Source organism: Streptomyces sp. NPDC059852 (genome assembly GCF_042731455.1).
Taxonomy (GTDB): domain Bacteria; phylum Actinomycetota; class Actinomycetes; order Streptomycetales; family Streptomycetaceae; genus Streptomyces.
In genome coordinates this window covers 22,508-35,353 of sequence record NZ_JBHWJK010000040.1, presented here as the reverse complement: position 1 = coordinate 35,353, position 12,846 = coordinate 22,508, and the positions used below count along the sequence as shown (strand labels likewise).

Annotated in this window: 10 protein-coding genes; 3 read left to right on the top strand and 7 right to left on the bottom strand. The window is 69.0% G+C overall.

Features of this window, described 5'->3' with window-relative positions:
• Positions 1–124: 124 nt before the first annotated feature.
• Both dop and arc read right to left on the bottom strand, forming a co-directional pair.
• Positions 125–1,636 (bottom strand): depupylase/deamidase Dop, encoded by a 1,512-nt coding sequence (gene dop, locus ACFV46_RS32350; RefSeq protein WP_361931666.1) that lies wholly within the window; start codon positions 1,634–1,636, stop codon positions 125–127.
• Positions 1,637–1,878: 242 nt separating this feature from the next.
• Positions 1,879–3,645: a proteasome ATPase gene (arc, locus tag ACFV46_RS32345; RefSeq protein WP_151783176.1), complete on the bottom strand. Its 1,767-nt coding sequence runs from the start codon at positions 3,643–3,645 to the stop codon at positions 1,879–1,881.
• A gap of 245 nt (positions 3,646–3,890) precedes the next feature.
• Between arc and ACFV46_RS32340 the strand changes: the two genes are divergently transcribed.
• Positions 3,891–4,196, top strand: a complete 306-nt coding sequence (locus tag ACFV46_RS32340) for a ferredoxin (RefSeq protein WP_151783177.1) — start codon at positions 3,891–3,893, stop codon at positions 4,194–4,196.
• Positions 4,197–4,253: 57 nt separating this feature from the next.
• Here the strand turns inward: ACFV46_RS32340 and ACFV46_RS32335 are convergent, their stop codons facing one another.
• The 3 genes from ACFV46_RS32335 to ACFV46_RS32325 all read right to left on the bottom strand — a co-directional run bounded on the left by ACFV46_RS32335 (position 4,254) and on the right by ACFV46_RS32325 (position 7,461).
• The gene (locus ACFV46_RS32335) at positions 4,254–4,832 is read right to left on the bottom strand and encodes a hypothetical protein (RefSeq protein WP_376728558.1); all 579 of its coding nucleotides are present in this window, start codon (positions 4,830–4,832) and stop codon (positions 4,254–4,256) included.
• Positions 4,833–5,059: 227 nt separating this feature from the next.
• Entirely contained in the window at positions 5,060–5,962 is a 903-nt protein-coding gene (locus ACFV46_RS32330) for a tRNA (adenine-N1)-methyltransferase (protein WP_055622871.1), read from the bottom strand.
• A 50-nt stretch (positions 5,963–6,012) separates the two neighbouring features.
• Positions 6,013–7,461, bottom strand: a complete 1,449-nt coding sequence (locus tag ACFV46_RS32325) for a site-2 protease family protein (protein WP_385500824.1) — start codon at positions 7,459–7,461, stop codon at positions 6,013–6,015.
• A 173-nt stretch (positions 7,462–7,634) separates the two neighbouring features.
• Between ACFV46_RS32325 and ACFV46_RS32320 the strand changes: the two genes are divergently transcribed.
• Entirely contained in the window at positions 7,635–8,654 is a 1,020-nt protein-coding gene (locus ACFV46_RS32320; protein WP_385500823.1) for a RecB family exonuclease, read from the top strand.
• Positions 8,655–8,668: 14 nt separating this feature from the next.
• The gene (locus ACFV46_RS32315; protein ID WP_151783181.1) at positions 8,669–9,340 is read left to right on the top strand and encodes a response regulator transcription factor; all 672 of its coding nucleotides are present in this window, start codon (positions 8,669–8,671) and stop codon (positions 9,338–9,340) included.
• 90 nt (positions 9,341–9,430) lie between these two features.
• On the opposite strand, the gene ACFV46_RS32310 is transcribed toward ACFV46_RS32315, so the two are convergent.
• Positions 9,431–11,014 (bottom strand): ABC transporter substrate-binding protein, encoded by a 1,584-nt coding sequence (locus ACFV46_RS32310; RefSeq protein ID WP_361931676.1) that lies wholly within the window; start codon positions 11,012–11,014, stop codon positions 9,431–9,433.
• 94 nt (positions 11,015–11,108) lie between these two features.
• On the bottom strand, positions 11,109–12,713 hold the full coding sequence (locus ACFV46_RS32305; RefSeq protein ID WP_361931679.1) for an ABC transporter substrate-binding protein: 1,605 nt from the start codon (positions 12,711–12,713) through the stop codon (positions 11,109–11,111).
• Positions 12,714–12,846 lie beyond the last annotated feature (133 nt).

Below are 12,846 nucleotides of genomic sequence, written 5' to 3'. Positions count from 1 at the left end.
ACAAGCCGGGTCCGACATCGGCCCCGCAGTTTCCTCAACGTACGGGGGCCATCTCGATGATTCCCGGCCGCCGGGTTTTCCACCCTGCCGGGCCGGTGCCGGCCCGGCAGGGCACGTGTACCCCTCAGTGGCCCGACAGGACCCTGACCAGGTCTTCCGCGGTGCGGCAGCGGTCCAGGAGCTCCTTGACGTGATTTCGCGTTCCGCGAAGTGGTTCGAGGGTTGGGACGCGCTGGAGGGAGTCGCGTCCGGGGAGGTCGAAGATGACCGAGTCCCAGGAGGCCGCGGCGACGTCGTCGGCGTACTGCTCCAGGCAGCGGCCGCGGAAGTAGGCGCGGGTGTCCTCGGGCGGTGTGGTCTTGGCCCGCTGGACGGTGTCCTCGTCGAGGAGGCGCTTGATGCGGCCTCGTTCGGCGAGGCGGTTGTAGAGGCCCTTGTCGGGCCGTACGTCGGCGTACTGGAGGTCGAGGAGGTGGAGCTTGGCGGCGTCCCAGTCGAGGCCGTCGCGGCGCCGGTAGCCCTCCATGAGTTCGCGTTTGGCGACCCAGTCGAGTTCGCCGGCGAGGCTCATGGGGTCGTTCTCGAGCCGGTTGAGGGTGTCCTCCCAGCGGGTGAGGACGTCCTTGGTCTGCTCGTCGGCGTCGGCTCCGTAGCGTTCCTCGATGTACTTGCGGGACAGCTCGTAGTACTCCATCTGGAGCTGTACCGCGGTAAGGGTGCGTCCGCTGCGCAGGGTGATGAGGCGCTGCAGGGTGGGGTCGTGGGAGACCTGGTGGAGGGTGCGGACGGGCTGGTCCACGGCGAGGTCGACGGCGATGAAGCCGTCCTCGATCATGGACAGGACCAGGGCGGTCGTGCCGAGTTTGAGGTAGGTGGAGATCTCGGAGAGGTTGGCGTCGCCGATGATGACGTGGAGGCGGCGGTATTTCTCGGCGTCGGCGTGGGGTTCGTCGCGGGTGTTGATGATGGGCCGTTTGAGTGTCGTCTCGAGGCCGACCTCGACTTCGAAGTAGTCGGCGCGCTGGCTGATCTGGAAGCCGTGTTCGTGGCCGTCCTGGCCGATGCCGACGCGTCCGGCGCCGGTGACGACCTGGCGGGAGACGAAGAAGGGGGTGAGGTGGCGCACGATGTCCGAGAAGGGGGTCTCCCGCTTCATCAGGTAGTTCTCGTGCGTGCCGTAGGAGGCGCCCTTGTTGTCGGTGTTGTTCTTGTAGAGGTGGATGGGCTGGGCGCCGGGCAGCTGGGCGGCGCGTTCGGCGGCTTCGGCCATGATGCGTTCGCCGGCCTTGTCCCAGAGGACGGCGTCGCGGGGGTTGGTGACCTCGGGGGCGCTGTATTCGGGGTGTGCGTGGTCGACGTAGAGCCGTGCGCCGTTGGTGAGGATGACGTTGGCGAGGCCGATGTCCTCGTCGGTGAGCTGGGTGGAGTCGGCGGCCTCGCGGGCGAGGTCGAAGCCTCGCGCGTCGCGCAGGGGGTTCTCCTCCTCGAAGTCCCAGCGGGCCCGGCGGGCCCGGTGCATCGCCGCCGCGTAGGCGTTGACGATCTGGGATGAGGTGAGCATGGCATTGGCGTTGGGGTGGCCGGGGACGGAGATTCCGTACTCGGTCTCGATGCCCATTACTCGCCGTACGGTCATGCGGCCCTCCTTGCCCGGTGGCGCCCTCGGTCGTGGGCGCCGCGCAGATACCGCTGGCGCTCGGTGGCGTGTGCGGTGCCCGTCCCCGCACTGCGCGACTGCGCGGTATGGAAGAGCCTAGAACGCCTTTGCGCTGGTGGGGAGATCATTTGCGTCATTGCGTTGGTCGCCTTCGGTCCGGCGTGGCCGGAAAAACAGTCGGCTGCGGGTTCCCGGTGGGGAGCCCGCAGCCGCCCTGTCTTTTACAGGTACTGACCGGTGTTCGCCACCGTGTCGATGGAGCGTCCGGTGTCGGCGCCCTGCTTTCCGGTGATGAGGGTGCGGATGTAGACGATCCGTTCGCCCTTCTTTCCGGAGATGCGGGCCCAGTCGTCGGGGTTGGTGGTGTTGGGCAGGTCCTCGTTCTCCTTGAACTCGTCCACGCAGGCCTGGAGGAGGTGGGAGACGCGGAGGCCCTTCTGGTTGTGTTCGAGGAAGTCCTTGATCGCCATCTTCTTGGCGCGGCCGACGATGTTCTCGATCATGGCGCCGGAGTTGAAGTCCTTGAAGTAGAGGACTTCCTTGTCGCCGTTGGCGTAGGTGACTTCCAGGAAGCGGTTTTCCTCGGATTCGGCGTACATCTGCTCGACGGCGGTCTGGATCATGCTCTGGACCGTCATCGACTTGTCGCCGCCGTGTTCTCCGAGGTCTTCGGAGTGGAGCGGGAGGCGTTCGGTGAGGTACTTGCCGAAGATGTCCTTGGCGGCTTCGGCGTCGGGGCGCTCGATCTTGATCTTCACGTCGAGCCGGCCGGGCCGCAGGATGGCGGGGTCGATCATGTCCTCGCGGTTGGAGGCGCCGATGACGACCACGTTCTGCAGGCCTTCGACGCCGTCGATCTCGGCGAGGAGCTGCGGGACGATGGTGTTCTCCACGTCCGAGCTGACGCCGGAGCCGCGGGTGCGGAAGAGGGATTCCATTTCGTCGAAGAAGACGATGACGGGTGTGCCCTCGGATGCCTTTTCCCGGGCGCGCTGGAAGACGAGGCGGATCTGCCGCTCGGTCTCGCCGACGTATTTGTTGAGGAGCTCGGGTCCCTTGATGTTGAGGAAGAAGCTCTTGCCGGCGGCCTGGCCGGTGACTTCGGCGACCTTTTTGGCCAGCGAGTTGGCGACGGCCTTGGCGATGAGTGTCTTTCCGCATCCGGGGGGTCCGTAGAGCAGGACGCCCTTGGGTGGGCGCAGTTCGTGCTCCTTGAACAGGTCCGGGTAGAGGTAGGGCAGTTCGACGGCGTCGCGGATGGCCTCGATCTGGCCGCCCAGGCCGCCGATCTGTTCGTATCCGATGTCGGGGACTTCTTCGAGGACGAGTTCTTCGACCTCGCTCTTGGGGACGATCTCGTAGACGTAGCCGGATCGGGGTTCGAGCAGGAGGGCGTCGCCGGGGCGGATGTTGACGCCGCGCAGGGGTTCGGCGAGGCGTACGACGCGCTCTTCGTCGGTGTGCCCGAGGACGAGTGCGCGTTCGCCGTCCTCGAGGATCTCCTTGAGGGTGACGATGTCGCCGACGCTCTCGAACTCCATGGCCTCGACCACGTTGAGCGCTTCGTTGAGCATGACCTCCTGGCCGCGCCGGAGGTCGTCGAGTTCGACGCTGGGGCTGACGTTCACGCGGAGTTTGCGGCCTCCGGTGAAGATGTCGGCGGTGCCGTCCTCGTTGGCCTGCAGGAAGACACCGAAGCCGGCCGGTGGCTGGGCGAGCCGGTCGACTTCCTCCTTGAGGGCCACGATCTGGTCGCGGGCCTCACGGAGCGTGTTCGCGAGTCGCTCGTTCTGGGCGGATACGCCGGCCAGATTGGTCTGCAGTTCGACGATCCGCTCTTCGAGGATCCTCGTGTGCCGCGGAGAGTCGGCGAGCTTGCGTCGCAGGACGGCGATCTCCTGCTCAAGGTAGGCGATCTGCCCGGCCGGGTCGTCGGACCCTCGTCCCGGGCGGATGCCGCGGTTCATGTCGTCGTCGTGGGCTGCCACGGTCCTCACCTCCTCCAAGGGGAGCTGGACGCTTCCAGACCCTACCTGGGTGGGTGTCGATTGAAACCCCTAGATCACAAAGACGGTCGGGGTGTGTCCGATCTTCACCCTTGCGCTCTCCCTCACGCCAGGGGAATACCCACCGAACATGATTGGAACCCAGGCAGGGGTAGTGTCGAGGTGTTCAACACCCGTCGGAGCTGGCCGGATTCCCGTGCGGCTCGGTGGGGGAAGCGGTGGGAGAGATGAGCGTGGAGCAGGCGGCCGGGGTCGAGGGTGAGCCGCTGGAGGTCTGGATCGATCAGGCGTTGTGCACCGGTGACGGTATCTGTGCCCAGTATGCGCCTGAGGTGTTCGAGCTGGACATCGATGGCCTGGCGTACGTGAAGGGCGCCGACGACGAGCTGTTGCAGGCGGAGGGGGCGGCAACGCCCGTGCCGCTGCCGCTTCTCACGGATGTGGTGGACTCGGCGCGTGAGTGTCCGGGCGAGTGCATCCATGTACGTCGTGTTCTGGACAAGGTCGAGGTGTTCGGTCCGGACGCCGAGTGACCTTGCGCGTACGGGTCGTTATGGCTGTCTGATTCCTCACACGTTCCGTGGTGGGGGTCAGACGCTGTGTGCGGCGGCGGGTGTCGAGCGTACGAACGAGCCGTTCTTCCACTGCCACTTCGCGCTGTCGTTCACGTCGGGGCAGCAGCGGGGCACGTCGGGTGACGAGTAGCCGTAGAGGTGGGCGGTGACGGCTCCGTCGCGCACGGCGATGTCACGGACGGTGGTGCTGTCCTTGGGGTCGATGAGCGTGGCGACCAGGCGGGGCGCGGTGGTGCCGGTGGCCTGGGTGAGGACGTAGACGCCGTCGGGCGGGGTGCCCATGGGTGAGTCGCAGTGGACGACGGCGACGGTCTCGGGGCGGTGGTCGCCGTCGAGGTCTCCGGTGGCCTTCTTGACGACGACGGCTTTGACCGGTCCGCAGGTGAGCGGGAAGTCGGCTTTGGCGGGGTCGGGGGGTGCGGCGGCCGCGGGGGCGTTCTTGGCGTCGTCGGGGGTCGGCTGGGCGGCGGTCGCCGAGTCGGGCTGGAGGACGCTGGAGAGCGCCACGACTCCGGCGAGCGCTGTGGCGGTGGCGACCCAGTGGATGGGCCGGGTGTGGGTGTGTGCCAGTTCCGGGACGGCGGTTTGCTGCACGAGGAGCGTCTCCTGTGAGGGCTGTGCCGGTGGGGGTGGCCAGCATCGTGCCACACGTCACAGTGCGGGGGAACGGCGGGGTGGGTACTTGGTCGGGTTGCCCGTGGGGCCGGGGGTTCTGCGGGGCCGAGGGGGCGGCGAACGAAAGGGCGCTGGGGTGGAGTTCCGGGGCGGTGCCGGGAACTCCACCCCAGCGCCTTCGCGTTGTCGGTGGTGCGGGCCGTGGTTCAGCGGCCGGCGCCTCGGTCGGCGTTGGGGCCTTCGTAGTCCTCGCCGTAGGCGCCCTTGGCGGGGCGGCGGCGGCGCATGGGCGGTTCGACGCCGTCGGCGAGGCGGCGGGCGGTGAGCAGGAAGCCGGTGTGCCCGATCATGCGGTGGTCGGGGCGGACGGCGAGGCCCTCGATGTGCCAGTTGCGGATCATCGTCTCCCAGGCGGTCGGCTCGTTGAAGCAGCCGATCTCGCGGATGGACTCGACGGTCCGGGCGAGCTGGGTGGTGGTGGCGACGTAGCAGCAGACGATGCCGCCGGGGACGAGCGCCTTGGAGACGGCTTCGAGGCATTCCCAGGGGGCGAGCATGTCGAGGATGACGCGGTCGACGTCGGTGTCGCTGAGGTTGTCCTGGAGGTCGCCGACGGTGAGCTGCCAGGCGGGGTGGGGGCCGCCGAAGTAGCGTTCGACGTTCTGCCGGGCGATGTCGGCGAAGTCCTCGCGGCGCTCGTAGGAGTGCAGCATGCCGTGGTCGCCGATGGCGCGCAGGAGGAAGCTGCTGAGCGAGCCGGAGCCGACGCCGGCCTCGACGACGCGGGCGCCGGGGAAGATGTCGGCGAAGGCGAGGATCTGTCCCGCGTCCTTCGGGTAGACGACGGCCGCCCCGCGGGGCATGGACAGGACGTAGTCGGGGAGCAGGGGGCGCAGCGCGAGGTAGGCGACGTTACCGGTGGTGCGGACAACGCTGCCCTCGGGAGCGCCGATCAGCTCGTCGTGGGGGAAGGAACCCTTGTGGGTGTGGAAGTTCTTTCCCTCTTCGAGCGTGAACGTGTAGTGGCGGCCCTTGGGGTCGGTCAGCTGAACCTGGTCCCCGACCTTGAAGGGCCCGCGCCTGCGGGCGGCACCGGTCGGTTCGGACATGTGAACAGCCTACCGGCGTTTCGGGGGGCCGCCGACCACGGGCGGGGGGGTCAGCTGGGGCGGGCCATGGCCTTGACGAAGGCGCGTTCCACGTCGGCGGCGGACAGGACGCCGTAGATCTCGCCGGTCTCCTCGACGACGAGGTATTCGGTGGCGGGGGTGGCGCGCAGGGCGTCGAGGAGTTCCTCGCCGGAGAGTTCGGCGGAGACGCGCATGCCTTCGGTGATGTCCTGGGCGAGGCCGCCGACGGCGACCCAGGGGCGGCGGTGTTCGGGGACGCCGACGATGGCGGCTTCGCGGACGAGGGAGAGGGGGGTGCCGTCGGGGTCGACGACGACGAGGGCGCGGGCGCCGGCGGCGTTGGCGCGGCGCAGGGCTTCGGAGAGGGGGGTGTCGGGTTCGACGGGGACGGCGCGGCGGGTGAGGGCGCGGGCGCGCAGTTCGGGGAGGTGTTCGCGCAGGCGGGCCATGCGCAGGCTGTTGCCGGCTCCGGTCCAGATGATCGCGGCGAGGATGGCGGCGAGCAGGGCGTCCATGACGGTGTCCATGCCGACGTTGTCGACGGCTTCGGAGCCGAGGGCGCCGGACTGGGTGAGCCAGGGCAGGCCGATGAGGACGGAGACGGCGAGGGCGCGGCCGACCCAGGCGGCGGCGATGGTGCCGCTCATGGGTTTTCCGGTGATCTTCCAGACGACGGCGCGGAGCATGCGGCCGCCGTCGAGGGGGAGGCCGGGGAGCAGGTTGAACACGGCGACGATGAGGTTGGAGATCATCAGGCCGGCGAGCAGGACGCCGGGGACAGTGCCGGGTTCGACCAGGCGGAGGGCGCCGTAGAAGACGCCGGAGAGGACGAGGGAGAGCAGGGGGCCGACGAAGGCGAGGACGAATTCGCGGCCGGGTGTCTCGGCTTCCTTCTCGATCTCGGAGACGCCGCCGAAGAACTGGAGCTGGATGCGGCGTACGGGCAGGTCGAAGCGGAGGGCGGCGACGGTGTGGGCGAGCTCGTGGACGAGGACGGAGGCGTAGAAGGCGACGGCGAAGAACAGGGAGACGAGGTAGCGGGCGGCCCCGAGCTCGGGCAGGACGCGGTCGAGCTGGCCGCCGAAGACCCAGGTGATGAGGGCGGCGACGAGGAACCAGCTGGGGGCGACGTAGACGGGTACGCCGAAGGGGCGGCCCATGAGGAGTCCGCCGCGGGGGTCGCGGGGGCGCTGGGGCGGGCGCGGCTTGGTGCCGGTGCCGGTCCTGGTGTCGCTGTCGCTGTCGGTGGAGTGGGCGAAGGCGCGGTCGTCGTGCTGGGGGCGGGGCTCCTGCGGTTGCCGTGCGGTGTTGGCGTGGCCCGCGTCGTCGCTGTCCTGCCTGTCCTGCCTGTCCTGTGGGTCGTCGGGGCCGGTGGGTGCGTCGGGCCGTTCGGGGTCGGGGGCCGGCCGGTCCGTACGGTGCTCGGTCGGCTCGTCGGTCCCGGAGCGCGGCTTCCCGCTCCCGCCGCTCTCGTCCACGGTGTCCCCTCGTTGGATGCGTCGTCCGCGCCTGCCGGGCGGAAGGTCTCGAGTCGATGGTATGCGGCCCTTGTGACGGGGTCCGCCCCGGCACCCCGCAGGGGCCGCTCCCCCGGGGCCGCCGGTGCCCGTGGCTGGGTCACTGTCAGTGGTGGGCCGTAAGGTCTGTGGTCATGGAGACGAGCACGGAGGGCGCCGCGGCGGACGGCGGCGGCGAGGTCACGCGGACGACGGCGCCGTCGGGGGACGGGTACCCCGCGGGGGCGGCGGTTCATGCGGGGTCCGCGCAGACGGGTGGGGCGGTGCCGGCGGAGGGTGTCGCGGCGGTGTCGTCCGTCCGCGCTCCTTCCTCGTTGTCCCCGTCGCGGGCGAGTGACTTCATGCAGTGCCCGTTGCTGTACCGGTTCCGGGTGATCGACCGGCTGCCGGAGAAGCCGAGTGCGGCGGCGACGAAGGGGACGCTGGTGCACGCGGTGCTGGAGCGTCTCTTCGACGCCCCGGCGGCGGAGCGGACGGCGCCGCGGGCGAAGTCGCTGATCCCGGGGCAGTGGGACCGGTTGCGGGAGAGCCGGCCGGAGGTCGTGGAGTTGTTCGCGGACGATCCGGAGGGTGAGCGGCTGGCGGCGTGGCTGGCCGAGGCGGAGCAGCTGGTGGAGCGCTGGTTCGGGCTGGAGGATCCGACGCGGCTGGAGCCGGCCGAGCGGGAGCTGTTCGTGGAGGCGGAGCTGGTGTCGGGGCTCCGGCTGCGGGGGATCATCGACCGGGTCGATGTGGCGCCGACGGGTGAGGTGCGGATCGTCGACTACAAGACGGGCAAGGCGCCCCGCCCGGAGTACGCGGAGGGCGCGCTGTTCCAGATGAAGTTCTACGCGCTGGTGGTGTGGCGGCTGAAGGGTGTGGTGCCGCGCCGGCTGCAGCTGGTGTATCTGGGCAGTGGGGATGTGCTGACGTACGACCCGGTGGTGGCGGATCTGGAGCGGGTGGAGCGCAAGCTGCTGGCGCTGTGGGAGGCGATCCGGCTGGCGACGGAGACGGGTGACTGGCGGCCGCGGCCGACGAAGTTGTGCGGCTGGTGCGATCACCGGGAGCACTGCCCGGAGTTCGGGGGCACTCCCCCGCCGTATCCGTTGGCGCCGGTGTCCGGGGCGGTCGGGTCCGGGGTGGACACGCAGGGCAGAATGGGGCCGGACTAGCGAAGGAGACTTACGTGGCCATCCGCGTCCTACTGGTCGACGACCAGCCCCTGCTGCGCACCGGGTTCCGGATGATTCTGGAGGCCGAGCAGGATCTCGCGGTCGTCGGCGAGGCCGGTGACGGTCTGCAGGCCCTTGATCAGGTGCGGGCCCTGCAGCCCGACGTGGTCCTGATGGACATCCGTATGCCCCGGATGGACGGGGTGGAGGCGACGCGGCAGATCACGGGGCCCGGGCGGGACGGTCCGGCGAAGGTGCTGGTGCTGACCACGTTCGATCTGGACGAGTACGTGGTGGAGGCGCTGCGGGCGGGGGCCAGCGGCTTTCTGCTGAAGGACGCTCCCGCTCATGAGCTGGTGCAGGCGATCCGGGTGGTCGCGGCGGGTGAGGCGATGCTCGCGCCGAGCATCACGCGCCGGCTGCTGGACAAGTACGCCACGCATCTGCCGTCGGGGGACGAGCCGGTGCCGGACACCCTGCACACGCTGACCGACCGTGAGGTCGAGGTGCTGAAGCTGGTGGCGCGCGGGTTGTCGAACGCGGAGATCGCGGCGGACCTGTTCGTCAGCGAGACCACGGTGAAGACGCATGTGGGGCATGTGCTGACGAAGCTGGGGCTGCGGGACCGGGTGCAGGCGGCGGTGTACGCGTACGAGAGCGGGCTGGTGCGTCCGGGCGCGCAGTAGGGCCGGGCACGGGCCGGCAGGCAGGCAGGCAGCGGCAGAGGGCGTCCCTTCGGTGGAAGGGGCGCCCTCTGTCGTGGTTCGGGGCCGGTGTCAGCCCTTCTTGAGCTCCCAGAAGCGGAAGACGGTGGAGGCGTCGAGGCAGTATTCGAGGCCGTACACGTTCTCGTGGACGATGGCGTACTGCTTGCCCTGCCAGACCGGGATGATGGGCAGTTCCTGGGCGACGATGTCCTGGAGCTGGCCGAAGGCGTCGTCGGTGGCGGCGCGGTCGCTCTCGGCGGCGGTGCTCGGGATGAGCGTGTTGGTGATGCGCTTGTTCGTGTAGTTGTTGCCGAGGACGTTGTCCTTGCCGAAGAAGGGCGCGGTGAAGTTGTCGGCGTCCGGGTAGTCCGGCACCCAGCCCTTGACGTAGACGCCGTACTTGCCCTTGGCGATGTCCTTCTCGTACTGGTCGAAGGCGACGGAGCGGACGTCGGCCTGGAAGAGGCCGCTGTCGTTGAGCTGCTTGGCGATGGCCTTCAGCTGCTGGTCGGTGGCCGGGCCGTAGCGGGACGGGGTGGACCACAGGGTCAGCTCGACCTTGCCGGTGATGCCGTCGCTCTGGAGGGCGGCGGCGGCCTTGGCGCGGGAGGGGCGGGCGCCGTAGGTGTCGAAGAAGGCGGTGTTGTGGCCGCCGATGCCGGCCGGGATGATCGAGTACAGCGGGGTGGCGGTGCCCTCGTGGACGTCGCGGATGAGGGCGTCGCGGTCGAGCAGGTAGGCGATGGCCTTGCGTACGCCGAGCCGGCCGGCGACCGGGTCGTCCATGTTGAAGACGAGGTGCTGGACCTCGGCGCTGCTGCCTTCGACGACCTCGACGCCGGAGGAGTCGGTGCCGGCCTTCTCGATGTCGGCGATGTCGCCGGCGGTGAGGCCGCGGTAGGCGATGTCGACGTCGCCGGCGAGCAGGGCCTCCTTGAGGCGCTGCTGGTCGCCGCGGAAGAACTTCAGGGTGACGCCGTTGTTCTCGACCTCGGCGGTGCCCTTGTAGTTCTCGTTGACGGTGAAGACGGCCCGGTCGTCGTCGAACTCGTCGAGCTTGTACGGGCCGGAGCCGACGGCTTCGCCGTCCTCGCGCAGCCCGCCGGCGTCGTAGGAGTCCTTGTCGACGATGGAGCCGGCGCCGGAGGCGATCTTGCTGGGGAAGGTCGCGTCGGGGGTGTTGAGCCGGAAGACGACGGTGCGCTCGTCGGGCGTCTCCACCTTGTCCAGGGTGGAGAACATGACGGCGGGGCCGTCGGGGTCGTCGATCTTCAGCATGCGGTCGAACGAGAACTTGACGTCCTCGGCGGTGAGTTCGTCACCGTTGCTGAACTTCAGGCCGTCCTTGAGCGTGCACTTGTAGAGGGTGGCCTCGGCGTCGGAGAAGGAACATGCCTCGGCGGCCTCGGGCTGGGGTTCCGTGGCGCCCTTGGGGAAGCTGAGCAACGACTGGAAGACGTTGTTGAACAGCAGCCAGGACCCCGGGTCGTAGCCGGAGGCGGGGTCGGTGGCGAGGACGTCGTCCGACATCCCCACGACGACGGTGTTCCCGTTCTCGCCGGCGTCCCCGGATTCCGTTCCGCAGCCGGTCAACAGGCCGGAGGCCAGCCCTGCCACAAGGGGCAGGACCGGCCAGTGGTTGCGCATGTTCACTTACGAGTGCCTTGTCGGTCGGTTGTCAGGAACCCGGGCCCGTGGAGGTACCGGGCGGTCCGGCGCCCCGGGTCGGGGGCGCCGGACGGGTGCGTCAGTCGCTCACGCCGTGGCCGAGCTCCCAGAGCTGGAGGGTGGAGGAAGAGTTCATCGCGTAGGCCGTGCCCGTGATGTCGTCACCGGCGGCGACGTACTGCTTGCCCTGCCACAGCGGGATGACCGGCACGTCGTTGGCGACGATGTCCTGGATCTCGGTGAGGCTGCCGGTGGCGGCGATCCGGTCGGCGGCGCGCCGCGACTCGGGGATCAGGCTGTTGCGGATGCGGGCGTTGGCGTAGGGCGAGCCGAGGAAGTTGTCCTTGTCGAGGAAGGGGGCGACGTAGTTGTCGGCGTCGGGGAAGTCGGGGAACCAGCCCATGCCGTAGACCTCGTACTTGCCCTTCTGCTCGGCGGGGCGGAAGACGTCCCAGGGGGTGCCCTTGATGTCGACGTCGAACAGGCCGCTGTCGTTGAGCTGCTCCTTGAGCAGCTCGAACTCCTTCTTCGTGGCCGGACCGTAGTGGTCGGTGGTGTAGTGCAGGGTCAGCTTGACCGGGGTGGTGACGCCGGCCCGCTCCAGGTAGTTCCTGGCCTTGGCGGCGCTGGGCTCGCCGTACTTGTTGAAGAACGAGTTGGAGTGCCCGGTGATGCTGGCGGGGACCAGGGAGAACAGGGGCTCGGCCTGGCTGCCGTACACCTTGGAGACGAGTTCGCCGCGGTCGATCAGCTGGGCCATGGCCTGGCGGACGGCCTTGCTGCGTACGGCGTCGTCGTTGGTGTTGAAGGCGAGGTAGCGGATCTCGAGGCCGGCCATGTCGATGAGGTCGACGTCGTCGTCGGAGTCGGCGGACAGCTTGTCGATCTGCTCGGGCGACATGGCGCGGGTCATGACGTCGATGTCACCGTTGTCGAGGGCGGCGCCCATCTCGTCCGCGCTGTCGAAGATGCGCATCTCGACCTTGTCGTTGTTCACCTTGAGGCTCCCCTTGTACTCGGGGTTCTTGGTGAACACGGCGGAGACGAGCTTGTCGTCGTCGACCTTGGCCTTGAATGTGTACGGGCCGGAGCCGTCGACCTCGAAGCCGCTGCGCAGTTCCTTCTTGTCGTACACGTCCGGGTCGACGATGCCGGCGACCGGGGTGGACAGCTTGTACGGGAAGGTGGAGTCGGCGGTCTTGAGGTGGAAGACGACCTCGCGGTCGCCGCGCGTCTCGACGGTGTCGATGGTGGACAGCAGCGCGAAGACGCCGCTGTCGGCCTTCAGGGAGAGGGCGCGCTCGATGGAGTACTTGACGTCGGCCGCGGTGACGGTGTCGCCGTCGGCGAACTTGAGGTCCTTGCGCAGGGTGCAGGCGTAGCGTTCGTTGCCGCTGTCGGTGAAGCCGCAGCTCTCGGCGGCCTCGGGGACGGGCTCGCCCTCGCCGCGGGGCTGGATCATCAGGGTCTGCACGGTCTGGCGGAGGACGTTCCACAGGCCGACGTCGTAGGCCCAGGCCGGGTCGAGCGGTGCGGGGCTCTCCTCCGAGGCAGTGAACACGTCCGTGGTGCCCACGACGATCCCGTCGCCGCCGCCGCTGCCGCTGTCGGTTCCGCCACAGGCGGCGAGAACCGGCGCGAGCAGGCCGATGACGACCGGCAGCACCAAAGTTTTGCGGTTCATGCTCGGGTTTCTCCAGCTGTCTTCTCCGTGCGTCCGGCATGCGGAGGGTGGCGCGGCGGATCACGGGGGTAAGGGCGATGTTCTCGCGATGAGATTAGTCCGCGCCCACAGGACGGTTGGAGGAGACCGGAGT